The 23,940-nt window shown below is 63.7% G+C and carries 21 protein-coding genes; 4 read left to right on the forward strand and 17 right to left on the reverse strand.

What is annotated here, in order from left to right; genetic code table 11:
• The 3 genes from BRAS3843_RS08505 to BRAS3843_RS08515 form a co-directional block, all read right to left on the reverse strand.
• Window positions 1-1,395, reverse strand: a 1,395-nt coding sequence (locus BRAS3843_RS08505; protein WP_035981176.1) for a caspase domain-containing protein, incomplete at its 3' end; no start/stop codon positions are given.
• 202 nt (window positions 1,396-1,597) lie between these two features.
• Window positions 1,598-5,122: a DNA polymerase III subunit alpha gene (dnaE, locus tag BRAS3843_RS08510; RefSeq protein WP_008968420.1), complete on the reverse strand. Its 3,525-nt coding sequence runs from the start codon at window positions 5,120-5,122 to the stop codon at window positions 1,598-1,600.
• 468 nt (window positions 5,123-5,590) lie between these two features.
• Complete coding sequence (locus BRAS3843_RS08515; protein ID WP_008968421.1) at window positions 5,591-6,304, reverse strand: outer membrane beta-barrel protein; 714 nt, start codon at window positions 6,302-6,304, stop codon at window positions 5,591-5,593.
• 274 nt (window positions 6,305-6,578) lie between these two features.
• Here BRAS3843_RS08515 and BRAS3843_RS08520 point away from each other — a divergent pair, with 274 nt between their 5' ends.
• Window positions 6,579-6,914 (forward strand): DUF3551 domain-containing protein, encoded by a 336-nt coding sequence (locus tag BRAS3843_RS08520; protein WP_008968422.1) that lies wholly within the window; start codon window positions 6,579-6,581, stop codon window positions 6,912-6,914.
• A 58-nt stretch (window positions 6,915-6,972) separates the two neighbouring features.
• Entirely contained in the window at window positions 6,973-7,221 is a 249-nt protein-coding gene (locus BRAS3843_RS08525; RefSeq protein ID WP_008968423.1) for a DUF3551 domain-containing protein, read from the forward strand.
• A gap of 57 nt (window positions 7,222-7,278) precedes the next feature.
• Here BRAS3843_RS08525 and BRAS3843_RS08530 read toward each other — a convergent pair whose 3' ends face one another.
• Together BRAS3843_RS08530 and BRAS3843_RS08535 are read right to left on the reverse strand one after the other, a co-directional pair.
• Window positions 7,279-8,052 (reverse strand): outer membrane beta-barrel protein, encoded by a 774-nt coding sequence (locus BRAS3843_RS08530; protein ID WP_008968424.1) that lies wholly within the window; start codon window positions 8,050-8,052, stop codon window positions 7,279-7,281.
• A gap of 339 nt (window positions 8,053-8,391) precedes the next feature.
• Window positions 8,392-9,168, reverse strand: coding sequence for a helix-turn-helix transcriptional regulator (locus tag BRAS3843_RS08535; RefSeq protein WP_008968425.1), 777 nt, complete (start codon window positions 9,166-9,168; stop codon window positions 8,392-8,394).
• A gap of 135 nt (window positions 9,169-9,303) precedes the next feature.
• On the opposite strand from BRAS3843_RS08535, the gene BRAS3843_RS08540 reads away from it, so the two are divergent.
• On the forward strand, window positions 9,304-10,383 hold the full coding sequence (locus BRAS3843_RS08540) for a zinc-binding alcohol dehydrogenase family protein (protein WP_035981178.1): 1,080 nt from the start codon (window positions 9,304-9,306) through the stop codon (window positions 10,381-10,383).
• 3 nt (window positions 10,384-10,386) lie between these two features.
• Here BRAS3843_RS08540 and BRAS3843_RS08545 read toward each other — a convergent pair whose 3' ends face one another.
• The 12 genes from BRAS3843_RS08545 to BRAS3843_RS08600 form a co-directional block, all read right to left on the reverse strand.
• Window positions 10,387-11,088, reverse strand: a complete 702-nt coding sequence (locus BRAS3843_RS08545) for an ABC transporter ATP-binding protein (protein WP_008968427.1) — start codon at window positions 11,086-11,088, stop codon at window positions 10,387-10,389.
• Between the two features lie 7 nt (window positions 11,089-11,095).
• Window positions 11,096-12,376, reverse strand: coding sequence for a lipoprotein-releasing ABC transporter permease subunit (locus BRAS3843_RS08550; RefSeq protein WP_035981161.1), 1,281 nt, complete (start codon window positions 12,374-12,376; stop codon window positions 11,096-11,098).
• A gap of 91 nt (window positions 12,377-12,467) precedes the next feature.
• The gene (gene proS, locus BRAS3843_RS08555; protein WP_008968429.1) at window positions 12,468-13,787 is read right to left on the reverse strand and encodes a proline--tRNA ligase; all 1,320 of its coding nucleotides are present in this window, start codon (window positions 13,785-13,787) and stop codon (window positions 12,468-12,470) included.
• A 176-nt stretch (window positions 13,788-13,963) separates the two neighbouring features.
• Window positions 13,964-14,473, reverse strand: coding sequence for a TlpA disulfide reductase family protein (locus BRAS3843_RS08560; RefSeq protein ID WP_008968430.1), 510 nt, complete (start codon window positions 14,471-14,473; stop codon window positions 13,964-13,966).
• A complete protein-coding gene (locus tag BRAS3843_RS08565) occupies window positions 14,470-15,690 on the reverse strand; it encodes a sialidase family protein (protein WP_035981179.1) in 1,221 nt (406 codons plus the stop codon). Before BRAS3843_RS08565 ends, BRAS3843_RS08560 begins: the two co-directional genes overlap by 4 nt.
• Window positions 15,691-15,701: 11 nt before the next feature.
• Window positions 15,702-18,107 carry a TonB-dependent receptor gene (locus tag BRAS3843_RS08570; RefSeq protein ID WP_008968432.1) on the reverse strand — a complete coding sequence of 802 codons (2,406 nt, stop codon included), beginning with the start codon at window positions 18,105-18,107 and terminating at the stop codon, window positions 15,702-15,704.
• A gap of 98 nt (window positions 18,108-18,205) precedes the next feature.
• Window positions 18,206-18,661 carry a DUF2946 family protein gene (locus BRAS3843_RS08575; protein ID WP_008968433.1) on the reverse strand — a complete coding sequence of 152 codons (456 nt, stop codon included), beginning with the start codon at window positions 18,659-18,661 and terminating at the stop codon, window positions 18,206-18,208.
• A gap of 34 nt (window positions 18,662-18,695) precedes the next feature.
• A complete protein-coding gene (locus BRAS3843_RS08580) occupies window positions 18,696-19,187 on the reverse strand; it encodes a copper chaperone PCu(A)C (RefSeq protein WP_139024783.1) in 492 nt (163 codons plus the stop codon).
• 81 nt (window positions 19,188-19,268) lie between these two features.
• Complete coding sequence (gene copD, locus BRAS3843_RS08585) at window positions 19,269-20,207, reverse strand: copper homeostasis membrane protein CopD (protein WP_244425183.1); 939 nt, start codon at window positions 20,205-20,207, stop codon at window positions 19,269-19,271.
• A 14-nt stretch (window positions 20,208-20,221) separates the two neighbouring features.
• On the reverse strand, window positions 20,222-20,578 hold the full coding sequence (locus BRAS3843_RS08590; RefSeq protein WP_035981165.1) for a copper resistance CopC family protein: 357 nt from the start codon (window positions 20,576-20,578) through the stop codon (window positions 20,222-20,224).
• 2 nt (window positions 20,579-20,580) lie between these two features.
• Window positions 20,581-21,582: a hypothetical protein gene (locus BRAS3843_RS08595; RefSeq protein ID WP_008968437.1), complete on the reverse strand. Its 1,002-nt coding sequence runs from the start codon at window positions 21,580-21,582 to the stop codon at window positions 20,581-20,583.
• Between the two features lie 60 nt (window positions 21,583-21,642).
• Complete coding sequence (locus BRAS3843_RS08600; protein WP_008968438.1) at window positions 21,643-22,014, reverse strand: DUF2946 family protein; 372 nt, start codon at window positions 22,012-22,014, stop codon at window positions 21,643-21,645.
• Between the two features lie 895 nt (window positions 22,015-22,909).
• Between BRAS3843_RS08600 and BRAS3843_RS08605 the strand changes: the two genes are divergently transcribed.
• Window positions 22,910-23,932 carry a sugar ABC transporter substrate-binding protein gene (locus BRAS3843_RS08605; RefSeq protein ID WP_008968439.1) on the forward strand — a complete coding sequence of 341 codons (1,023 nt, stop codon included), beginning with the start codon at window positions 22,910-22,912 and terminating at the stop codon, window positions 23,930-23,932.
• Window positions 23,933-23,940: the final 8 nt, after the last annotated feature.

Genomic DNA, 23,940 nt, shown 5'->3' on the forward strand with positions numbered 1-23,940 from the left:
CTCCACGAAACGCGGCGGCCGCACATAGACCGGGATCGGCACGAACACCGGCTGCGGCAGCACGAAGAGGGCGACCGGCGCGATCGGGGGCGACAGCACGACGAAATCCGGCGGCGGCGGCGGCAGCAGGAAGATCGGCGGTGGTGGCGGCGGCGCGAAGGCGAATTCGGGATCGGAGAACACCAGCACCGGCCGATCGACATAGACGATCTCGTCCGGAGGCGGAGGCGGCACGTCATAGTCCATCATCGCAAAGGAGGGCGGCGGCTCCAGCGGCGCGGTCAGGATGGCGAGCCGTCGCCGCGCATCTTCCGCATGCGGCCCCCGCGGGTAGCGCCTCAGATAAGACCAATAGGCATCGGGCGTATCGGCGCGATAGGTGCGACGCCAGGTGATCGCCTCGCGACGTGCGGCGACCAGCGCCCTCACCCGTTTCGCCAGCGGATCGTCGGGGAAAGCGGCCAGGAATTCCTCATAGGCCTGCAGCGAATCGCGCTCGAGCGCGGCCGTATAGGCCTCCTGCACGGAGAACTCGCGCAGCGGCCGATCGCGTATGGCGGCAACCTGTGCCGGCTGCGCCTGCTCTGCCGGCGCGTCCGGCGCGCGCTCGAAGAAGCTGAAGGCGGTCTGGATCTTCTGCGCGTCCCACGGCACCTGGGCGCCTTTGGTTGCCTCGTCGACGCGCAGCCGCACCCGATCGAACACCTCCGGCAGCGACAGGCCGCCGCTGCGGATCATCTCCGCCAGCGATTGCGCGTAAATGCCGTAGGTGCCGCTCTCATTCGGCGCCACCGTGCCGGGCGCTGCGTTGAAGGCGACCAGCATGTTGTTGTCGGGCTCGACCAGAGCGAGCCCGCCGGCGAGCGGCCGCCCGCCTTCGACGAAGGGCTGCTGGCGCGCGGCATCGAGCACGACGATGCTCGCCTTCAGCGGGATCGCCGCGAGCTGCCGCATATAGTCGCTGATCCGCAAGCCCTCGGTCGGAATGTCGGTGTCATGCGCGATCGTCGAGTCGACAGGGATGAAATAGTTCTCCCCCGCCAGCTGCACGCCGTAACCGGCGAGATAGACCATCGCGACCGTGTTGTTGTCCGAAGACTGCGCCTTCTGCATGAAGTCGCGAAAGCTCTTGCGCAAGGTGTCGCCGTCGAGATCGCGGGCGCCGATCACGTCGAAGCCTGCTGCCTGCAGGGTCTGTGCGATCAGCCCGGCATCGTTGGCGGCGGTGGCGAGCGGTCCCTTGGCATAGGCTCCATTGCCGATCACGAGCGCAATGCGCTTTTCCTGGGCGGATTGCTGCGCGGCTGCCGGCACGAGTTGCATGGCCATGCCCAACAACAGGCAGATGGCGGCGAATGACAACGTCCTGAATGACAAGGTCCTGGCCAATCGCATGGGGCCCTCCAACTCTTTAACAAAATACACGCGCGATTCAGCGATCTGTCAGCTGAACCGCAGTTGAACAGAGAGGTTCCCCGCGACCTTTCGGGTGCGCCGCAACGGCCTCAGCGACAGGCCTGAGCCACCCGAAAGCGATGTCCGTCCTCTTTTAGCGCCGCCGAGCGGGGAGCACCGGCTGAGAGCGCCGCCATGGACATTATAGCGTCTGCACGTCGACCACGCCGGTGACTGCTTTGATCGCGCCAGCAATTTGTGGCGAAACCTTGAAGCGTCCGGGCAGCTTCATCTCCACCTCGGTCTCGATGTCGAGCATCATCACCAGCGAGACCTCCCCCTCCCCGGCCGCCGTACGCGGCGCCAGCGGCGGTGCGGCACCCTTCGCGTTTGCGCCGTTGCCATTGCTGGTCGTGGCCTCCGGCCCCTGCAGCCGCCGCACGATGGACTCCAGTGGCTTGGTATCGCGCAGGAAGATGCGCAAGCCGCGCTGGGTCTTGGCCGCGGCGTCATCGAGCGGCTCGGCATGCAGCACACGGGCGCGAACATCTTCGCCCTGCAGTTCGGCGCCGAGTTGCAGCAGCACCGCCGCGCCGGGCTCCAGCACGTCGCGATATTGCGCGAGCCCTTCCGAGAACAGCACCGCCTCGAAATGGCCGGTCGGGTCGGACAGGCCCATGATGCCCATCTTGTTGCCGGTCTTGGTGCGCCGCTCCATCCGCGAGACCACCGTGGCGGCCACCTTGCCGGCCGTGGCACCGGTCTTCACCGCGCGCGAAAACTCCGCCCAGCTCTGCACCCGCAGCCGCTTCAGCGCGGTCGCGTAGTCGTCGAGCGGATGGCCCGACAAGAAGAAACCGATCGCGTCATATTCGCGGCGCAGGCGTTCGGCCGGCAGCCAGTTCTCGACGTTCGGCAACACGATGGTCGGCGCATCGGCGGCATTGCCGAACATGTCGTTCTGGCCCGAGGTTTCCGCTTCATGCGCCCGCTGGCAGGCGGCAACGATCGCATCAGCACCGGCAAACACCCGCGCGCGGTTCTTGTCGAGCACGTCGAACGCGCCCGCCGCCGCGAGACTCTCGATGATGCGCTTGTTGATGGCACGCGGATTGACCCGCGCCGCAAAGTCCGCAAGCGAGGTGAACGGGCCGCCCTTGTTGCGGGCCTCGACGATCAGCTCGATCGCCTGGGGTCCTACGCCCTTCAGGGCGGCGAGCGCATAATAGATTGTGTTGGGGCTGACCTCGAAGGTCGGGCCCGACCGGTTGATCGAGGGCGGCTCGACCTTGATGCCGAGGCGCTGCGCCTCGGCGCGAAACTCGGACAGCTTGTCGGTGTTGTTGAGATCGAGCGTCATCGACGCCGCGATGAACTCGACCGGATAATGCGCCTTCATATAGGCGGTGTGATAGGACACCAGCGCATAGGCCGCTGCGTGCGACTTGTTGAAGCCGTAGTCGGCGAACTTGGCGAGCAGGTCGAAGATCGTGTCGGCCTGGTTCTTCGGCACGCCGTTCCTGGTCGCGCCCTCGACGAAGCGAACGCGCTGCTTGTCCATCTCGGCGCGGATCTTCTTGCCCATGGCGCGGCGCAACAGGTCGGCTTCGCCAAGCGAATAGCCGCTCATCCGCTGCGCGATCTGCATCACCTGCTCCTGGTAGATGATGACGCCGAACGTTTCTTTCAGCATCGGTTCCAGCAGCGGGTGCAGATATTCCGGCTCCTCCTCGCCATGCTTGCGCGCGCAATAGGTCGGGATGTTCGCCATCGGGCCCGGCCGGTACAGCGCGACCAGCGCGATGATGTCCTCGAATCGGTCGGGCCGCATGTCGATCAGCGCCCGCCGCATGCCCTGACTTTCAACCTGGAACACGCCGACTACGTCGCCGCGCGCCAGCATCTGATAGCTTTCGGCGTCGTCGATCGGCAATGTCGCGAGATCGACATGGATGTCGCGCTGCTTCAACAGCTTCACCGCGACATCGAGCACAGTTAACGTCTTGAGGCCTAGGAAGTCGAACTTCACGAGCCCAGCCGGCTCGACCCATTTCATGTTGAACTGGGTCACCGGCATGTCGGACTTCGGATCGCGATAGAGCGGCACCAGCTCGCTCAACGGGCGATCGCCGATCACGATGCCCGCCGCGTGGGTCGAGGCATGGCGCGTCAGACCTTCGAGGCGCATCGCGATGTCGAAGGCGCGCGCCACCACCGGGTCCTCGTCGCGGAACGCCTGCAGCTTCGGCTCGCCTTCGATGGCCGCCGCCAAGGTGATGGGCGCCGCCGGATTCTGCGGCACCAGCTTGGTCAGCTTGTCGACCTGGCCATATGGCATCTGCAGCACGCGGCCGACGTCGCGCAGCACGCCGCGCGCCTGCAGCGTACCGAAGGTGATGATCTGCGCCACTTGGTCGCGGCCGTAGCGCTGCTGCACATAGGAGATCACCTCGCCGCGGCGGTCCTGGCAGAAGTCGATGTCGAAGTCCGGCATCGAGACGCGCTCGGGATTGAGGAAGCGCTCGAACAGCAGCGCGAATCGCATCGGATCGAGATCGGTGATGGTCAGCACCCAGGCGACCAGCGAGCCTGCGCCGGAGCCGCGGCCCGGCCCCACCGGAATGCCGTGCGCCTTGGCCCATTTGATGAAGTCGGACACGATCAGGAAGTAGCCCGCATATTTCATGCGGGTGATGACGTCGAGCTCGAAGGCGAGTCGCTTCTGGTAGTCCTCCTCCGTCATGCCCGGCGCGAGGCCGTGAACCTTCAAACGGCGCTCCAGCCCCTCTTCCGCCTGCCGCTTCAGCTCGGCCGCCTCGGCGCTGGCGGCATCCGCCGCGTCGGTGCCGGCACCGACGGTGAACAGCGGCAGGATCGGCTTGCGCGTCCGCGGCCGGAACGAGCAGCGCTCGGCGATCTCGACCGTGGACGCCAGGGCTTCCGGAATGTCGGCGAACAGCACCGCCATTTCCGCGCGGGTCTTGAAGCGGTGGTCGGAGGTGAGCTGCTCGCGCTCGGTGTCGGCAATCAAGTGCCCGCCGGCGATGCACAGCAGCGCATCATGGGCCTCGTAATCCTCGGCCGCAGCGAAATAAGGCTCGTTGGTCGCGACCAGCGGCAGGCCCTTGGCATAGGCGATATCGATCAGCCCGCTCTCGACGCGGCGCTCCTTTTCCATGCCGTGGCGCTGCAATTCGATGTAGAGCCGATCGCCGAACAGGCTCGCCAGCCGCTCGCAGCGTTGTGCGGCCAGCGCAGCATGGTCATGTTGAAGCGCAAGCGAGATCGGCCCGTCAGGTCCGCCGGTGAGCGCGATCAGGCCTTCGTGATTGTCTTGCAGCCAGTCGAACTTGATATGGGGCGCCTGGTGCGTCGGCGTCTCCAGGAACGCGCGCGAATTCAGCCGCATCAGGTGGCGATAGCCCTCCTCGCGGGCCGCGAGCAGAACGATTCGCGCCGGCGTGACGATCGCGGCCGCACTGCGCGCATTCGGGTCGACATCGCCGAAATCGATCGCAAGCTCGCAGCCGATGATCGGCTGGATGCCATAGCCCGCCAGCTTTTCGGAGAATTCCAGCGCACCGAACATGTTGTCGGTGTCGGTCAAGGCCAGCGCCGGCTGGCGGTCGGCCTTGGCGAGTTCGCTGAGCTTGGCGATCTTGATCGAGCCCTTCAGCAGCGAATAGGCGGAATGGACGTGGAGATGGACGAATCCAGCGCTGGACATGCTCGCCTTGCGGTTTGCGGGATCATACGGTGAAGGGGCGAGCCCGCCGTCGACATCCATGCGCCAACCGGCCGACTCGCTCCTCTATGATACGGAGACTAGCTCCGAGAGTCCGACTCCACTCCGCGACCGATCCCCATTGTCCCCAGCAGCGAATCGCTCGCCCGGTCCCGCGACGAAAATCAAAGCTGCGGAATGATTTGCGCCCACAGCGCGATCATCCCGACGAACAGTGCGATCGACGCCAATGCGGCGGCTTCTTCGACGAAAACCTTCAGCATGAGAGCCTCCTTGACCTAGAACATAGGAAGAACATTGTTCCTTTTTTGTTCTTGGGTCAAGCCAGCGTGGTCGTGCCGCCGCCACGCTCCTGCAGGCGTGGTTAATGTCTCAGGTCGCCGCAGCAAAGAAAAACCCCGGCGCTTGCGCGCCGGGGTTCTTTTGATCCGCCGTTTGATATCGGGAGAATCAGTACTTGGCGATGATCGGACCGCCGAACCTGTAGTTCAGGCGGGCGGTGAACAGGTCGGCGTCCTGCTTGATGCTGTCGGAACCGAACGCACCGAAGCTGACGGTCTGCCGATCCAGGAAGATGTGATCGTATTCGGCGCCAACCGACCAGTTCGGCGCGAAGCCGTACTCGAAGCCGGCCCCGACGGTGCCGCCCCAGCGCGTGTTGCTGGTGGATGCGAGGTTCGCACCGTTCACGCTGGAGAAGATATCGTACTTGTTGTCGACAACCGCCGCACCGCCCTTGGCGTAGAGCAGCACGTTGTTCCAGGCATAACCGATCTGACCGGTGAACAGGCCGAACGCGTCGGTCTTGGTGCGATTCCGAGTCGCGAACAACGCGCTCAGATGATCGCCCGAGAAATCAGCCCAGTTGCCCTGCGCCTCGACGCCGAACACGATCGGACCGGTCTGCCAGCGATAGCCGATCTGGCCACCGACGGTGCCGCCCGACGCGTCGTTCGAGCCCTCACGGCCGCCCCCGACCAGATCCCAGGTGTTGTGGGTCCAGCCGCCACCGCCGTTGAGACCGATGTAGAAGCCGCTCCAATCGTAGATCGCAGCAGCCACCATCGGCGGCGCCTTGGTGTACGGACGCGCGGCGAGATCGGCGGCCATGGCCGGCGAACCGAGCGCCACAAGCGCGGTCGTAATCAAAAGAAGTTTCTTCATCTCTCAGTCCAGTTTTGGTCTCAAGGCCCCCAGGCCTTCGCCTCGTCTTAGCAAGCTCGGCCACAATTGCTGTAGCGCGGGGGACACAGGTCGGACTGAAAGGCTGACGAAATTACACCGAATTCACGTGATCTCACAATGAGTTGATGGAACCCGCGTGACATGAAAGATACGTCGCCCGCGATCCCGCCGGGACATTCGTTTTGACCTTGCATGTTCCGCTAACATCCGGTTCCAAGTGGCGCGACGCGTGGTCCATGGAGAATCTCCCCAGATGCGTAATGCACTCTTCGCAGCCCTTGCTGCCGGCGGTTTGCTGGCGGTCGCCAACGCGCCGGCCCATGCGGTCGGTATCCGGCACCCGTTCTGCATCCAGGGCGACGAATATCCGGGCTTGAGCAATTGCAGCTTCGATACCTACGACCAATGCCTGGCCACCGCGTCGGGTCGCCGACTCTACTGCATCGCCAATCCCTATTTCGCGGGTGTCAGTGACGACCCGCGCGCGACGCCTTACCCATATCCTCAGAGGCAGCGGATTCGGCAGCGTCCGCCCCGCCCGAATCCATTCGCGCCGCTTCCGAACCCCTTCGTGTTCGAGGAGGACTGAGCGATTCGCAGCCCACGCAGCGGCGCGGACCACGCCTGCCGAAGTCAGCGGTCGAATTATGCGTAAGCTTGCGCTGAAACTGCTGGCGTCAGCTGCGCTGCTCACGGGCGGCGCAGGACATGCGCAGACCTATGATCCGAACTTTCCGGTCTGCCTGCACACGTATGGCCCGAACGGCTACATCGACTGCCGTTTTCGATCGCTCGAGCAGTGCAAGTTCAATGCGGTCGGCCGCCCAGCCGACTGCGAGCTCAATCCCTATTTCACGACGACGGCGCCCGCTCGGCGCCGCCATGATCGGCGATAACATTGAGGTGGCTCGCCCCGGCACTTGCAGCCGGGGGTGGCCAGCCTATTGGGGTGGCTAACGGAACATGCCCATTCCGAAGCCGGGGCCGAACTTGTAGTTCACCCGCACCAGCCCGATGTCGACATCCCCGTTGATGTTACGCTGCATTTGCACTGCGCCGGCCGCGTTGGTGAAGTTCAAGGTCTTGTTGCCGAGGAAGATATGGTCGTATTCGACGCCGACCGTCCAGTTGGGCGCAAAGCCGTATTCGAGGCCAGCACCGACCGTTCCGCCCCAGCGCGTGGTATTGGCCTTGTCCAGCATCGCGCCGGTGGCCGTGTTGAACGTGTCGTATTTGTCGCCGACAACTGCCGCACCACCCTTCACATAACCGAGCACGTTGTTGAAGGCGTAACCGACCTGGCCCGTGAACAGGCCAAAGGCATTGGTGCGTGAGCGGTCGCTGACGTTCGGAAGTATCAGGTTGCGATTGGTGCCTTTGAAGTCCGCCCAGTCCCCCTGAGCCTCGAGGCCGAACACCCAGTTCGTCAACTGATAGCGATAGCCGATCTGACCGCCGACCGCCGCCCCGCCGCCACCGCTACAGCCCTCGCGATTCATCGCCGGATTGACGGCGACGCCGGCATTCTGCAGCAGATTCCAGCAATTGCGGCTGGAGCCGCCACCGGCGTTGATACCACCGTAGAAGCCGCTCCAATCATACACCGCCTCCACGACGGCCGGGGGAGCCTTGGTGTAGGCGCGCCCCTTGACTGGAAGGTCGGCAGCGACCGCGGACGCCGACGCCACAGCGCCAAGCGACACGGTTGCAAGAAAGAGCTTCTTCATTGTCGAACTCCGTACATTCGATCCAAAGTCCCCAAACCCTGGTCTCTCAACTATCAGCGCGCCCGTAACGCCGGCAGAACCAAGCTCACGCGATCAGCACTCCGCGGAAGAATTGATCTGCGTTTCCGGCTTTTCTGGGATTCGCAGAATCCCTCTAAATTGCGGGGGTTGCATGCGCTGTGATGCAAAAGCCGCACTCATGTGTGAAGGACTCGTGGCGCACGCCTTTCGTCGGTCACATTGCATGACCGCGATGAAACGTATTGCACCACGATGTCGGCACGATCGCGTCTCAATCATGGGCGCGCTTGACGTCGATACGGCTTGCTTGTGAGGCAACTACATCTGCGTATCGTAGATGGTGAGCTTGAGTGCGGGATCATCATTGGCTTGGAAGCTTGCATATTGCAGCCGCAAGCGCCCCTTTTTCGGATGCTCGAGTAATTTCTGTCCCGCGGCAGCTCCGCGAACATCATGCGCGGCCCAAAAGCTCTGGAATTCGTGGCTGCCGCGATTGAGCCGATCGATGAGATCGACGAAAGCGGGATCGCCGGCCCACAAATCATGCGTGGCGCGGAATTGCGCGACCATGCGCCTCGCCTGCTCCTTCCAGCCCGCGCCAAACAGTTTTCGCGCATGTGGGGTGCAGAGCACCAGGAGCAACGTGTTGCGCTCCGGCTCGGCAAGCCCTGAGAAACCGAAGATCTCGTCGGCTGCCGCATTCCATGCCAGCACGTCCCAGCGCCGCCCGGTGATGTAGGCCGGCTGGTTGAGGCCCTCCACCAGCTTGCGCAAATGCACAGGCACATCTTCGCGCACGAACGGCTTGCGGTCAGCGTCGCGCACCAGCGCCTTGAGATGCGCATGCTCGGCCTTGGATAGCCGCAATGCGCGCGCCAGCGCTTCGATCGTCGACGCCGACGGGTTCACGCTGCGGCCCTGCTCCAGCCGGATGTACCAGTCGACGCCGATCCCGGCGAGCTCAGCCACTTCCTCGCGCCGCAGGCCCGCGGTGCGGCGCCGCCGTCCGGCCGCAAGCCCGACCGCCTTCGGCGTCAGCTTTTCACGCCGTGAGCGCAGAAAATTGCCGAATTCGGCCCGACGCGGATCATTCATCTCGTTGCTCCCGATGACCCATGGTCGAACCAAGCCCGCAAGGCTAGGTCCACATAGTCCTAGGATAATACCAGGCCTTCCTGGCTGCAGCATATCCCGGCATGGTCGTGTGCACCATCCAAGACGGAGGACATGATGAAAGCTGCCGTATTAAGAGCGTTTGGATCGCCGCTCGCGATCGAGACCGTTCCCGATCCCGTGCTGGGCACAGGCGAGATCGTGGTCGACGTCGTGGCGACCGGCGTACTGTCCTACGCCAATGAGGTCTTTAGCGGTGAACGCAACTATCAGCTCCAACTGCCGGTGGTTCCGGGTCCCGGATGCATCGGCCGTGTGAGCGCGGTCGGCCCCGACGCGACGCATCTGAAGATCGGCGACTGGGTATTCTGCGATCCGACCATTCGTTCCCGCGACAACGCCATGATGCCCGACATCACGCTGCAGGGCTGGAGCGCCCGCGGTCCAGGCGCATTGAAGCTGCAGCGTCATTTCGGCGACGGCGCCTTTGCGGAAAAGGTGCTGGTGCCCACTGAGAACGCCAAACCCATCGGCGAGATCAGCGAGAGTGACGCCGCGCATTGGTGCGCAATCAACACCCTGCTCGTGCCCTATGGCGGCTTTCTCGCCGCCAATCTGCAAGCAGGCGAAACCGTGCTGGTGAGCGGGGCCACCGGCAATTTCGGCAGCGCAGCCGTGGCCGTCGCGCTTGCCATGGGCGCCGCCTGCGTCGTTGCGCCCGGTCGCAATGAGGCCGTCCTCGCGGACCTGGAGAGCCGCTTCGGCGACCGCGTGCGCACCGTCAGGCTCTCAGGCCATGAGGATGATGATCGCGAGCGGATGAAGCGTGTGGCGCCCGGACCGATCGATTGCGTGCTCGACATCATGCCGCCGTCAGTGGCGACGAGCGTCGTGCGGGCGGCAATCATGACCGTGCGCCCATATGGCCGCGCCGTGCTGATGGGCGGCGTCGGCATGCTCGGTGGCGCCGGGCTCGACCTGCCCTATCCCTGGATCATGCGCAATTGCATCACCATCCATGGCGTCTGGATGTATCCGCCGGATGCGACCGTCAAGCTGGTGGGATTGATCCGTGGCGGTCTGCTCCGTCTCGATCATTCGGACGTGACGACGTTCGATCTCGCGCAGGCCAACGAAGCCGTCGCGCATGCCGCGGCACATGCGGGTCCGTTCAGGATGACTGTGATCAAGCCGTAGCCATTAGTCGAGTTCGACCACCTTGCCGCCGACGATCGAGACGCGGCGGTCCATGCGGCCGGCGAGCTCCATGTTGTGGGTCGCGATCAGCATCGCGACCCGCGTCGCCTTGATCAGCTGCATCAGGGCGTGGAACACGTGGTCGGCGGTGGCGGGATCGAGATTGCCGGTCGGCTCGTCGGCCAGCAAGGCGCGCGGAGCGTTTGCGACCGCGCGTGCAATCGCCACGCGCTGCTGCTCGCCGCCGGAAAGCTCAGCCGGACGATGCTTGATGCGTTCGCCGAGCCCGAGATAGGCCAGAATCTCTGTGGCGCGCTTCACGGTCTCCGTCCGCTTCAGACCGCGGATCATCTGCGGCAGCATCACGTTCTCAAGCGCGGTGAATTCCGGCAGCAGCCGGTGCGACTGATAGACGAAGCCGATATCGGTGCGCCGAAGCTGGGTGCGCTCGATATCGGTCAATTGCGAGGTCGGCGCGCCCGCAACGTAGACCTCGCCCTGGTCCGGGCTCTCCAGCAGTCCCGCGATATGGAGCAGCGTCGACTTGCCCGAGCCTGACGGCGCAACCAGCGCGACCGATTGTCCGGCCCACAGCGCGAGCTTGGCGCCGTCCAGAATGGTCAGCGGCACCTCTCCCTGCATGTACTGGCGCTTGATCTCGTGCAGATAGATGACCGGGACATCCTGCGCCCCCTCTTCAGCCATCGACGCCTCACTCGTAGCGGAGCGCGTCGACCGGATCTAACCGTGCGGCGCGCCAGGATGGGTAGAGGGTGGCCAGAAACGACAAGGTCAACGCCATGATCACGACGGCTGCAGTCTCGCCGAAATCCACCTCAGCCGGCAGTTTGGAAAGGAAGTAGAGCGTCGGATCGAACAGTTCGGTGGCTGTGAGCCAGGACAGGAACTGCCGGATCGCCTCGATATTCGCGCAGATCAGAAGTCCCACCATGAACCCGGTCAGGGTCCCGACCACGCCGATCGAGGCGCCGGTAATCAGGAAGATCCGCATGATCGAGCCTTGCGAGGCGCCCATGGTGCGCAGAATGGCGATATCCTGGCCCTTATCCTTCACCAGCATGATCAGGCCGGAGACGATGTTCAGCGCGGCGACCAGCACGATCAAAGTGAGGATCAGGAACATCACGTTACGTTCGACCTGAAGCGCGTTGAAGAAGGTCGAATTGCGCTGCCGCCAATCGACCAGGAACACCGGCCGTCCTGCAGCCTCGGTCACGGTCTTGCGAAACGCCTCGATGCGATCGGGATTGCTGGTGAAGACCTCGATCGCCGTCACGTCGTTGTTGCGGTTGAAATAGGCCTGCGCCTCGGTGAGCGGCATGAAGACGAAGCCGGAATCGTATTCCGACATGCCGATTTCGAACACGGCTGCGATCCGGTAGGGCTTGATGCGCGGCGTGGTGCCCATCGGGGTCACCGCGCCCTTCGGCGACACCAGCGTGATCATGTCGCCGGCATGCAGCGAGAGCTGGTCGGCCAGACGCCGGCCGATCGCGACGCCCTGGCCCTCATCGAAATTTTCCAGCGAGCCCTGCTTGATGTTCTTGGCGATCGAAGGAAGGTTGGCGAGGTCCTGGGCGCGGATGCCGCGGATGAACACGCCCGCGGCGTTGAACGGCGATGAGCCGAGGCCCTGGCCGTCGACGACGGGCACCGCGAGGCGAATGCCCTGCACCTGACTGATGCGCTCGGACACGTCCTTCCAATCGGTGAGCGGCGATTCCAGCGGCTGCACTAGCAGATGGCCGTTGAGGCCGAGGATCTTGTCCAGCAGTTCCTTGCGGAAGCCGTTCATGACCGCCATCACGATGATCAGCGTGGCGACCCCCAGCATGATGCCGAGGAACGAGAAGCCCGCGATCACCGAGATGAAGCCTTCGCGCCGCCGCGCGCGCAAATACCGCCCCGACAGCATCCATTCGAATGGCGCAAAGGGTGGTGTCTGCGAGAGTTCGGTCATGGTGGCATCCATTGCTCGATAATCCCATGATTCGGGCCAATTGTGGCTGGATTGGCCGGATTGTCGGAGCTCGCTGGTGGATATCCCCCGCGAAGCGGGAAGATCAGCCGGTCAGCCGCGCCACGACGTCGGCCGGCGACATCATCTCGCGCGCGCCATCGCTGCGCGTCTTGACCTCCACCTTGCCCTCGGCAAGGCTCTTCGGCCCAACCATGATCTGCCAGGGAACGCCGATCAGATCGGCGGTCGCGAATTTGGCGCCGGCGCGCTGCTCGGTGTCGTCATAGAGCACGTCGACGCCCTTGGCCTGGAGCTCCCGATAGAGCTGCTCGCAAGCCGCATCGGTGTCGCTGCCGCCCTGCTTGAGATTCATGATCACTGCCCGGAACGGCGCCACCGCCTCCGGCCATTTGATGCCGGCCTCGTCATGGCAAGCCTCGATGATCGCACCCGCGAGGCGCGACACGCCGACACCATAGGAACCGCCATGAATCGGCACCTCGGCGCCGTCGGGCCCGGCCACCAGCGCCTGCATCGCCTGTGAATATTTGGTGCCGAAATAAAAGATCTGGCCGACCTCGATACCGCGGGTGTGGACGCGGCGCTCCTGCGGCACCTCGTTTTCGAAGCGCGCGGCGTCGTGCACGTCCTCGGTGGCGGCATAGAGCGAGGTCCACTGCTTGATGATCGGCGTTAGATCGCCGTCATAATCGACGTCCGCCGGCGGGATCGGCAGGTCGAGCACGTTGCGGTCGCAATAGACGCCGGACTCGCCGGTCTCGGCGAGCACGATGAATTCATGGCTGAGGTCGCCGCCGATCGGCCCGGTTTCGGCACGCATCGGAATGCCCTTCAGCCCCATCCGCGCGAAGGTGCGCAAATAGGCCACGAACATCTTGTTGTAGGCGCGCCGCGCGCCGGCCTCGTCGAGATCGAAGGAATAGGCATCCTTCATCAGGAATTCGCGGCCGCGCATCACGCCGAAGCGCGGACGCTGCTCGTCGCGGAATTTCCATTGAATGTGATAGAGATTGAGCGGCAGGCTCCGGTAAGACTTCACGTAAGCGCGGAAGATCTCGGTGATCATTTCCTCGTTGGTCGGCCCGTACAGGAGCTCGCGCTTGTGGCGGTCGCTGATGCGCAGCATCTCCGGACCGTAGGCATCGTAACGCCCGCTCTCGCGCCAGAGATCGGCGAGTTGCAGCGTCGGCATCAACAGTTCCAGCGCGCCGGCGCGGTTCTGTTCCTCGCGCACGATCTGCTCGATCTTCTTCAAGACCTTGAAGCCGAGCGGCAGCCAGGCATAGATGCCGGCGGCCTCCTGCCGCAGCATGCCGGCACGCAGCATCAGCCGGTGCGAGACGATTTCCGCTTCCTTCGGATTCTCTTTCAGGATGGGCAGGAAGAACCGCGTCAAACGCATGAGATGAAGCCTTGAAGATTCGCTTTTGGCCCGGGCAGTCAAACCGGATCACGCGGCAAAACACAAGGCCACACTCAAGAAAAAGCAGCTAAACTGCCGGATTTTCAATCATTTTACCGGTTTGGCTGAGACGGAGGTTCAATTCAGGACTGGCAATGCCGCACCCCGGGCACGGATCAATGCTGCGGGCCCGCTGCCAATTGCTCGGCAGACCACTTGTCCAGCTCGGCAAGATCGGCCGAGCCCTCAATCGTGGAGATCGCGCCATCGCGGCCGATCAGCATGGTGCGCGGAATGTCGCCCTGCCACGACGGATCGATCTCGAAGCGCAAACGTTCGGCATAGCCGTCGTTGAAGATGAAGTTCTCGGCCGCAGACAGGCCCGCTCGGTCGAGCGTGGCCTGCGTTGCAGCCGGCAGGTTCGGAACAAGATCAGCGCTGATGGTCACCACGTCGATGCCGGGATGCGCCTTCATGAACTCGCCGAGTTGCGGCAGCTCCACCTTGCAGGGCCCGCAGGTGACGCCCCAGAAATGGACCAGCGTGGGACGACCTGCATGCGCGTGCAACACCTCGCGCCAGCTGCCGCGCTCGAACGGCTTCAACGGCGAGGTTGCGGCGAAGATGGCGGACAGGCCGAGCGTCAACCCGGCCAGCGCAACGATACCGAGAACGACGCGTCTCATGATTGATCTCCGATCCGCTGGAATCGATAGCCATCCGCCTTGGTCATCCAGGACAGATAGATGTGCTCGCCGTCCGCGACGAGCAGCGGATGATCCGACGCATCCTTGGTGCTGGCGATGGCGCTCGGCTTCGACCACGTGTCGCCGTCGTCGCGAGATTGCATGATCATGACGGTCGTGGTCTCGCCATCAAACTCCTTCCACGCCAGCGTGGTTACGGCCTTGGTCGACAGGACATAAGGCCGCGTCGGATTTCTGTCCGCCTGGCCGATCGGGATCGGCGCGGAGAAGGTGTGGCCGCCATCGCGTGAGTGGGCGTAGAACAATCCCTTGCGCGTCTTTCCGTTCGTGTACCAGGCGACGTGATAGGCGCCGGTCGGCGAGACCGCGAGGCTCGGTCCGTGATGCGGACAGGCCTTGATCTGCCAGTCATCCTCGCTGACCCGGTAGACTTCCCCTGGCGTGGCAAGATCGTTGAAAGTCACGATGGCATGGTCGCGCACGCCGCCATCGAAAATGTTGCGGAACACCACCACCGGCCGGCCCGGGCCGGCAAAGGCGAGGCCGAGCCGGCAGCATTCGCAGGTGTTGTCCTGGGCGAGCTTTGCCTCGGTGTAGCTCGCGCCGCCATCGTGCGATGACGCGAAGAACAGCCCTGCCCCGTCATAGGCCTGGCCCGCCTCCTTGGCGGGAACGCGGTTGCGCTTGTCGAGCCAGGCTGCAAACACCGTTCCGTCCTCATCGAGCGCCAGCGCTTGGAAACGCTGGCTCACGGTGTTGGCGGTGATCGGATTCACCGGCGCGAACGTCTTGCCGCCATCATCGGAGCGCGTGTACAGCACCTCGCCGTTGAAGGCCTGATCGCGAAAGGTCGCAAATGCCACCGCAATGCCGCCCTTGCGGTCGACCACGACCGCCGGGCGGGCATCCGGTCCCCAGTCGAGATTGAGCTTTTGCGTCGTCACTGGCACCGGCTGCGAGAACGTCCCACCGGCATCTTGAGAGTTCGCGACCGAGACAAGCCCGCCCGCCATCCAGGTCAGCCATAGCGTCCCATCGGCGGCGAAAAACGGCGTCACCTTGGTCGCGCATCTCAACTCCGTCCCCTCGCAGGCCGCCTCAGAAGCATGCTGGTGGCTCATCTGCGCGGAAGCCGGCGATTGCAGCGCGGCTGCAAAGGCAACCGCGAGACCGGCGCCGACAATCGATCGGATCATTGCAAGCGTCCTCATTTGAATGCCACCTTCATGCCGGCCAAGAAGGCGCGGGGCGCGCCTGCGTAAATCGAGTTGGTCGTATTGGCGAGAACGCTCGCCGGGTTCTGCACCCCGGCCCCGGTCACGGAGTCCGAGATGTTGTTCGCGGAAGCGACATAGGTGCGGTCGAACACGTTCCGGACCTCAAAGAACACGTTGAGCGTCTTGAACGTGTCGGAGGGCAGCTCGGTCTTGTAGTGAATATTGAGATTGACCAGTTCGTAACCCGGTGCCTTCAGCAAATTCGCATTGTCCATGTAGAAGGCGTCTTTCCACTGCACCTCGACGAACGCGCCAAGCCCCGCGAACCGGCCCGTCTCCTGGTCATAGCCGAGCCGTGCGGTCAGCTCGTTCGGCGAGATGCCGGGGATCTTGTTGCCGACGCGGTTGAAGCTGAACACGGTCGCGCCGCTCGCAAGGTTCTCCGTATATTCCGTGTAGACCTCGTCGAGGTAGGTATAGGCTGCCGTGAACTGCCAGCCGGGAAAGAACTTCCAGTCGGCAGCGAGCTCGAAGCCGCGATGCTCCGACCGAGGTGCGTTGAATGAGTAGGTCACGCCAGAGATGGGGGTTGCCTGATTGACGATCTCGTTGCGGAAGAATTCGTAGAATCCGGTGGCACTAAGCGTCAGCGTGCGGTTCGGCGTCCAGTCGACGCCGAGGTCATAGCCGAGATTGGTCTGTGCATTCAGGCCCGTGTTGTTGCCGGAGGCGCCGTTCGGCAGCACGAACAAATTGGAGACCTGCGGGGTTCCGTAGCCGGTCGCGACGCGGGCGCGCAGCAGCCAGTCGCTGGAGACCTTGTAGAGCAGCGAAAGCTCCGGCGCGGTGTTCTGGAACGCGCGGTCTGCCGACGTCAGTGCCGTGCTCGCGACACCTGCCAGGCCCGAATAGGTGTAGGCGGTATTCGTTCCTCTCAGATGCGTGGTCTCCCAACCCACCCCCGCGACGGCGGTCAACGCCGCTGTCAGCTTGAGTTCCTCACGGGCGCGCAGACCGTAGTTCGTCGTGACGCTGAACAGGTTGCTCGAGAGACGCCCGAGTGTCGCGTCACCGCCGGGCATCACGTTGCGGGTGTCTCCGGACGACGTCAGCGTATTGTAGAAAGTTCCGAAAAACGAGGTTGAATCCAGGCCGAAGATCTCACCGCGCTTGGTGATGTCGCTCATGTAGTTGTAGGATGGATAGTCCCCGATCGCGCTGGTAGATCCAGTCGGCTGGCTGATGTTGCGATCGTCGAACACGAACTGATTGCGCCAGGTCATCGTGTTGTCGAAATCATGCTCCCAACGGCCACCGACGATGGTCCTGCGGTCGTTGCGACCAAGCCCGGCCTGGAGCGCCGTTTCCTTGTCGGTTCCGGCTGCAGTGTTGAAACCGTTGTTGTTGAGCGTCACGGTGCCGCACCCCGCCGCGAGCGAAGTTCCGCTCGTGCAGCCCAGCTGGTACGGATTTTGATAGTACTGGTTCAACGACGAGCGGATCGGTAGCCGTGCGAGCAGAGCATTGTTGATGATCTTGACCGTGAAGCGGTCGTCCGGCGTCGCCTTGTAGGTGCCAAGGAAATTGACGGTCTGGGTGTTGAACCAGCTGTTGCCGAGAAAGCCGTCGCCCCGCGCGTCGCTGGCGAACAACGAGGCCTCGAAATTGCCAACCTTCTTCCCTGCGGTGAGATAGTTGCTGAGATAGCCGAAGCTGCCGCCCTCGCTGCCGATCTCGACGCCGTCGATGGTCCCGCCCGGACGGGTGCGGAAATTGATCGCGCCGCCGGTGGCGTAGTTGCTATACAGCGCCGAGGACGGCCCTCGGATCACGTCGACTGCGCCATAGGCGTGGGGATCGATCAGGTCGGTCCGCGACAGGCCGTCGGGCTGCGTGACGGGAAAGCCGTCATCGAACACGACGATGTTGCGGATTGCGAAGCCGTTACGCGCATTCGATCCGCGGATCGAGATGCCGGAGTCGCGCGGGCCGTTGCCCTGCTTCAGTGAGATGCCGGGACTATCCCGCAGGATGTCGTTCACCGAGAACACCGGCCTGTTCTCGAAGCGGCTGCGGTCGATCGTGGTCGCAGTCTGGCCTGTCGGGGCCTGATCGATCCTGGCCCGCGCCTCGCCCGCAGTCCCCCGCCCCGTCTCGGGTGGGGCCTGCGCAGAGCCGGAACCAGCGGCGAGTTGGGCCGCCGTGGAGCGACGCGCAACAGCCGGCTGCGCGGGCAGCCTTTGCTTGCGGACGGCACGATGCGCCGTTGTGCGCGGCGCGTCGATCGTGACTGCCGGCAGTTCCTTGCTGTCCTCTGCGAACACTGCGGCCGGTTGCATCAGCACGAGCTCGACAGCAATCACGCTCGTCCCCGCGAGCGCATGACGACCAAACATAGTTGAATCTTCCCATTGCCGGCACGACGGCCGGTCTTCCTGAGATCAATGATTGACGAGATTGACGGCGCGGGCTGAGCCCGCACCGCCGACAACGATCAGATCAGGAAGGGGATGGGAGGTCCGCGCGCCTGGGCAACCGCGTCCAGCCTGCCATGGACAAGGCCGAGATCAGCCTCGCGCCACGTAACCGGCGTCGTCTGGCGTCGTGGGGCAGCGGCAGCAGCCGCTGCAGGAACATCAAGCGCGCCGCCCGCATGCAGCACGCAACACAGCATACAATCGAGGTTGCAGGCATCGCGATCGCTGCCATGATCGGGCGCCGGCGATCCAGCATCGGTATGGCAGATCTCCGTGCGCCCAAGCGGATCGGCCATCGCAGCCGCCGCCATCCAGGACGCGGCAACAGGCGCGAGGACTTGCAGCAGCAGTGCAAGCAGCGCGATCGGCAGCAAACGCTCCATAGATGAGCGCAACGCAACGACACCACCCGCGCGACGACGGCGGCTGCCACAGGCAGCATCCAGCGCACGGGTGGTGACGTGGCATTTCATCGATGTCTCCGCTCTCCGGAGGTGAACGGCCGAGCTACATCTTCATTCCCGGATGGTCCGGCATTTTCTTCATGTTCATCATGCTGCCGCCCTCGCCGCCGGGCCCCTTCGCTCCGACGGCCTGAACATCGAGCGTGACCGCGACCTTGCCGGCCTTCTCGAACTCGAGTGTCAGCGGCAGCTTGTCGCCCTGCTTCAACGGATTCTTGAGCTCCATCATCATCAGGTGATAGCCGCCCGGCGCGAGCGTGACCGTCTTGCCGGGCTCGATCGCAAGCCCCTGCTCCAGCGGACGCATCGTCATGACGCCGTTGGTGACCGCCATCTCGTGGATTTCGATCTTGCCGGCGATGTCGCCTGATACTGCGACCAGCCGATCGGGAGCGCTGCCCTTGTTCTCGATGGTGAGATAACCGCCCCCGACCTTGGCGCCGCCGGGCGTCGCCCGGCTCCAGGCCTGGCTGATCACGAGATCGCCCGCCTTGATGTCATCGGCGCGCGCGGTTGCGCTCAAGAGCAGCAGCATGCCGCACAGAGCGGCGCCGAGCGACCGGATCGTCAGAGTGAGAGGTTGCATGTCCAAATCCTTTCTTCGGTTCTCATGCAGTCAGATCATGAAATGAGCGGCCGGATGCAGGGTGCCGAGCGCCCCAACCAGCACAAAAACGACAAGCGCAAGCATCAGTTCTGCCGCCGCGGTGCGCCTCAGCATCGCCGTGGCGCGCTCCGCCGCGGCCGTTGCGAGATGCGGCGTCAGCCAGATTCGATTGATCGCCGCCAACAGCAGCATCGCCGTGAACACGACGATCTTGACCGTGAGCAGCCGTCCGTACGCCGTGACAGCCATGGCCTGGATCGAGCCGACCAGAAGCCAGGTCTGAATCACGCCCGACACGATCAGGATTCCGACGGCGATGATGCCGAGGGTCGAGAAGCGCCGCACCACCATGGTCTGCAGCGTCGCCTCACCCGATAGCTGTCGCGGCGCAGCCAACAGCAGCACCAGCGCGAGCAAGCCACCGCTCCAGGCCGAGGCGGCCCAGAGGTGGAGGACATCGGCAGCAAGATGCAGGATGCCCGCATTGCCCGCGGTCGAACCGGCGTGTCCGGTCCAGGCGATCGCTCCGACCAGGCCAAGCGCGGCGGCAAGGCCGAGCCAGCGCAGCAATGCTGTGCGCTCCTGGACCAGAGAGGCGGCCAGCACGACGACGCAGATCGAACGCAGCTGCATGACGCTCCCGAACTGAGTAGCAGTCAGCACCGTCGACAGCGTCTCCGGCGTGGTCGCCTCATCGACCGAAAGCCCGCTCATCGATGCGGCTTCCAGCACCAGCCAGACCAGACCGCTCACGATTGCTGCCGCAAGCCCAAGCCAGACGCCAATACGGAGCTGCCGGTCGATCGTCGCGCGCGGCGTGGATCGCAAGGATGGCGCAAGGACGGCGGAGCGAAAGATCATGACGCCCGCCACGATCGCGCTCGCGGCAAAATGCGTCGCGCGCGCCGCGACCAAGGGACCAGCAATCTCGACGCCAAACCAACTCATCGCGGCTTGCGCCTTCATTCCCCGACCTGGAAGGTGAAGTTGCCCTCGGTCGTATGGGTGTCGACCGACAACACATGCCAGTTGACGTGATAGAGACCGGCACCACCACCGCGCAGCGACACCGACATCTGCTCCCCACTGACCCGGGTCTTGCCGCTGTCGACGCGCGCTCCGGCCGCATTGGTGACGGTGATCTTGCTGAAAGCGGGCTCGAGCTTCTGCGTGAACCACAAGGTCACCTCGCGTGGCGGCGTCGCGACCTTGTTGCCGACCCGTGGTTCGGCATGGGCAAGCTCGGCATGCGCATCGGCCTTGCCGACGGTGGACAGCAGCGCGAGCATGGCGAGGACAAGCAATGATGGACGGCGCATGATCAGTTCCCCCGTGCCGGGTTTGCGGGCGCCGTGACGTTGCCGAACAGCGGCCTGCCGATGCCGCGCGGATCGATATCGTCGAGATAGAAATGCAGTTGGGCGATCACGCCGACATTGCTGCCACTCTGCCGGTTGATCGGAATCAGGGCCTCCACACCGATCTGATACTGGTTGCCGACCCAGATTACGCCGGGATTGATGGTCCCGGTCGTCCGGGTTCCCGATGTGAAGGTATTCGCAACCGGCGTCTGCAGATTGGCCTCGATCAGGGGAACCATCCGGTTGACGAATTCCGGCAGCCCGAGATCGATCACCGAGGCCTTCAGGTAGGGCATGCTGTACTGGATCGTCGCGCCCCAGTTCAGGACCTTCGGATGGAATTCGGTATCGGCCGTGAGCGCGCCGCTGTCGGGATCGATGCCGAAGGTGGTTGTCGAGGTGCGGCCGGGAATGGCATAGCCGATCTGTCCGGTCACCGCGATCGGACGCAGCCATGACACCGCGTCCGGCAGATCGCCAAGGCCTTTGCCGAAATAGAGCGTCGGCGTGTAGGTGTTGAACGGATCGGCGCCGACATTGGCCACACCGGTCCCGCCCCACTCGACGCTGAGCCCGACCGACACCACGAATTCATGCGCCGGGTCCTTGAACAGCCGGTACTTGAACGTGGTCTCCAGGTTCTGGAACCCGTTGGCGCCGGCGATAGTGGGATCGGTCGGATTGAGAAATGTGTAGGTCGCGCCGAGCGCGATCGCGAAATCTTCGGTGATGCGCTTCGAGATCTCGCCGGAGACATCGTGCTGGCGGACCGGCGGAACGTCGCCGGTCTTGAAGCTGTCAACGGTCGGAACTGACAGTTCGTCGTTGACGCCGGGGTCGTCGATGCCGAGCGTCGCCGGGAAAAAGCGATTGCCGACGATTTCGTGCGCAACGCTCGGCGCAAATGGCACGAGCGCGATCACGAGCCCGGACAGGCCCGTACGCCACTGGCTGATGAACATGATGATCTCCGCGGATCCATCCAACGTGAAAAGACGATTGCGGCCGCAAGCCGCCACGCTTCACGCTGACACAGGCGGGGCGCGGGCCTTTGCATTCGAGCCGATGCGCGACGCCGCAAGCACGAATGCGCTGTCGCGCCAGGCGACGCGACGGGCTTCGAGAATGGGAGCGGCGAAGACGACGGGCTGCGGCGTATCCAGTGCCGCACCGGCCTGCGCGGCGCAGCACAAGGCGCAGGCGTCATGGACGTGCTGTCCGCTCTGATCGTCGCTCGCGGGGGCGCCGCTTGAGTCGCTGTGGCAGATCTCGATCCCGCGCAGTGGGTCGGATGCAGCAAGCGCAGCCGCCCACGTCGCGCCGATCGGTGCCAGGAACTGCACCGCCAGCGCGATCAGCAGGAGTGGAAAAAATCCGTGCAGCCGCTGCCGCATCTAAAGTCCACCAAATCAACACGCTTTCGTACGCCTGCGGCTCCAGCGAGTCGAGGTCGTGTCTCGCCTCCCCGTCGTTTGCCCTGCGACTGGTGCAGGGCGGCCACGCGAGGAGACGCCCTCTGCCTCAAAATTATTCCCTGCCGGACGCTGGCGACCTCTCCTTACAATACTACCTTTACGTAAGTCATATGACAGCTGAAATAATCCGCTCCGGGCTCGTTCGCGATCATTTCGTCAAATGCGCGAAATTTGAACAATCGTTGCCGAAAAGGATGACAAACGTCAAAAGATCGTCTACGAATTCGGGCTCAGGCTGACGCTTACGGAAGTCTGGTGGTCCAAGTCTCGGGAGGAGCCCTGGCGCGCAACAAGCAGCGTCACCCCGCCAAATAAGATCAAATCTGAATTTGCGGGATATGAAAGGGTCGACACAATTCCGAGCAGGGCCCGCTGCCCTGCTCTTTTTTTTGAGCAGGTCTTTTGAGCAGCGTTGCGGCTTCAAGCAAGTAAGCTACCGCGCATGAACGCAGGCTGAATGCACGGCCTCCCTGCTGCGACAACTTGTGCAGTCTTCCGCGCCAATACCCAAATCGCACGCCGATGCGTCGCGAGCGCGTCTTGCTCGTGCGCGACTCGCCAGCACACAACATCACGCTCGATCACGAATGACCGAGCGGCCTGTGCGCTGTGATCGGGAATGGACGGCGTGAGAGACGTCGTCTGAACGAAGGTCGCGTCGCAGCGGTCGCCGTCGCGCGACCTGCGTTGCGACAACTCGCGAACGCACTGCACAACATCCGGCTGTAGCGAGACGCGCAGGGTTGTGAAACACTCTCGATCTGGCAGCGCGATCAATGACGCTGCTCAGCAACAAGATGACAGGGAGTGAGTGATGTCCGGAACTGCAAAATCCTCCACGACCAGACGCGATCTTCTGCAGGCAGCCGCGGCCGCGGGCTCGGCGGCGGCGTTGTTCGCCGGTTTCGGTGTCGATCCGGCCCTGGCCGCGGAAATGGGACGCTCGGAAAAGCCGCTGAAGGCCGCCTTCTCCAATGCCGGCCTGCAGGCCACCTGGTGCGCGCAAGGCAAGCAGGCCGCCGAATGGTGGGGCAAGCTGTTCAATGTCGAGGTCACCTGGTTCGACGGCCAGCTCGACGCCGTCAAGCAGCGCGCGGCGATCGACAATATGGCATCGCAAAAATGGGACTTCGTCGCGATCCAGGCCTTCGGCATCGGAACCCTGACCCAGCCGGTGCAGAAGATGATCGACGCGGGCATTCCGGTGATCGACATGGACACGCTGATCGCGCCGCTGGATCAGATCAACGTGCACTCCTTCCTGGCCCCGGACAACGAGTTCATGGGCGCGTCCGTGACGCAGGCGCTGGTCAATAAGCTGAACGGCAAGGGCAAGATCATCATGACGCAGGGCGCGCTTGGCCATACCGGCGCGCAGGGCCGCGCCAAGGGCTTCGAGTCCGTCGTCAAGCAGTATCCCGGGATCGAGGTGCTCGATACTCAGCCGGCGGACTGGGACGTCTCGAAGACGGCGCGGCTGTGGGAGACCTATCTCACCAAATATCCGCAGATCGACGCGGCGTTTTTCCACAATGACGACATGGCGCTCGCCGCCTACAACATCATGAAGGCGCATAACCGCACCAATATCCTGATCGGCGGCGTCGACGCGATGCCGCCCGCGATCCAGGCCGTCAGCGAGGGCCGGATGTTCGCGACCGTGCGCAACCCGTCCTGCCGCATCCATGGCGGCGCCATCGTGGCCGGCGTTGCGGCGGTCACCGCGGGCGAGAAGAGCGGCCAGGGCATTCCCAAGAGCGTCGTGACCGATGGCCCCGTGGTGACAAAGAACAATGCGGCCGGGATGCAATGGATGGAGGATCACTTCCTGATCTGAGTGAGTGA

It is taken from the genome of Bradyrhizobium sp. STM 3843 (genome assembly GCF_000239815.1).
Taxonomy (GTDB): domain Bacteria; phylum Pseudomonadota; class Alphaproteobacteria; order Rhizobiales; family Xanthobacteraceae; genus Bradyrhizobium.

What these genes read in the sequence shown, in the direction of transcription:
- dnaE (WP_008968420.1), bottom strand. Translation starts at nt 5,122, where the DNA reads ATGTCCAGCGCTGGATTCGTCCATCTCCACGTCCATTCCGCCTATTCG.
- BRAS3843_RS08515 (WP_008968421.1), bottom strand. Translation starts at nt 6,304, where the DNA reads ATGAAGAAACTTCTTTTGATTACGACCGCGCTTGTGGCGCTCGGTTCG.
- BRAS3843_RS08520 (WP_008968422.1), top strand. Translation starts at nt 6,579, where the DNA reads ATGCGTAATGCACTCTTCGCAGCCCTTGCTGCCGGCGGTTTGCTGGCG.
- BRAS3843_RS08525 (WP_008968423.1), top strand. Translation starts at nt 6,973, where the DNA reads ATGCGTAAGCTTGCGCTGAAACTGCTGGCGTCAGCTGCGCTGCTCACG.
- BRAS3843_RS08530 (WP_008968424.1), bottom strand. Translation starts at nt 8,052, where the DNA reads ATGAAGAAGCTCTTTCTTGCAACCGTGTCGCTTGGCGCTGTGGCGTCG.
- BRAS3843_RS08535 (WP_008968425.1), bottom strand. Translation starts at nt 9,168, where the DNA reads ATGAATGATCCGCGTCGGGCCGAATTCGGCAATTTTCTGCGCTCACGG.
- BRAS3843_RS08540 (WP_035981178.1), top strand. Translation starts at nt 9,304, where the DNA reads ATGAAAGCTGCCGTATTAAGAGCGTTTGGATCGCCGCTCGCGATCGAG.
- BRAS3843_RS08545 (WP_008968427.1), bottom strand. Translation starts at nt 11,088, where the DNA reads ATGGCTGAAGAGGGGGCGCAGGATGTCCCGGTCATCTATCTGCACGAG.
- BRAS3843_RS08550 (WP_035981161.1), bottom strand. Translation starts at nt 12,376, where the DNA reads ATGGATGCCACCATGACCGAACTCTCGCAGACACCACCCTTTGCGCCA.
- proS (WP_008968429.1), bottom strand. Translation starts at nt 13,787, where the DNA reads ATGCGTTTGACGCGGTTCTTCCTGCCCATCCTGAAAGAGAATCCGAAG.
- BRAS3843_RS08560 (WP_008968430.1), bottom strand. Translation starts at nt 14,473, where the DNA reads ATGAGACGCGTCGTTCTCGGTATCGTTGCGCTGGCCGGGTTGACGCTC.
- BRAS3843_RS08565 (WP_035981179.1), bottom strand. Translation starts at nt 15,690, where the DNA reads ATGATCCGATCGATTGTCGGCGCCGGTCTCGCGGTTGCCTTTGCAGCC.
- BRAS3843_RS08570 (WP_008968432.1), bottom strand. Translation starts at nt 18,107, where the DNA reads ATGTTTGGTCGTCATGCGCTCGCGGGGACGAGCGTGATTGCTGTCGAG.
- BRAS3843_RS08575 (WP_008968433.1), bottom strand. Translation starts at nt 18,661, where the DNA reads ATGAAATGCCACGTCACCACCCGTGCGCTGGATGCTGCCTGTGGCAGC.
- BRAS3843_RS08580 (WP_139024783.1), bottom strand. Translation starts at nt 19,187, where the DNA reads ATGCTGCTGCTCTTGAGCGCAACCGCGCGCGCCGATGACATCAAGGCG.
- copD (WP_244425183.1), bottom strand. Translation starts at nt 20,207, where the DNA reads ATGAGTTGGTTTGGCGTCGAGATTGCTGGTCCCTTGGTCGCGGCGCGC.
- BRAS3843_RS08590 (WP_035981165.1), bottom strand. Translation starts at nt 20,578, where the DNA reads ATGCGCCGTCCATCATTGCTTGTCCTCGCCATGCTCGCGCTGCTGTCC.
- BRAS3843_RS08595 (WP_008968437.1), bottom strand. Translation starts at nt 21,582, where the DNA reads ATGTTCATCAGCCAGTGGCGTACGGGCCTGTCCGGGCTCGTGATCGCG.
- BRAS3843_RS08600 (WP_008968438.1), bottom strand. Translation starts at nt 22,014, where the DNA reads ATGCGGCAGCGGCTGCACGGATTTTTTCCACTCCTGCTGATCGCGCTG.
- BRAS3843_RS08605 (WP_008968439.1), top strand. Translation starts at nt 22,910, where the DNA reads ATGTCCGGAACTGCAAAATCCTCCACGACCAGACGCGATCTTCTGCAG.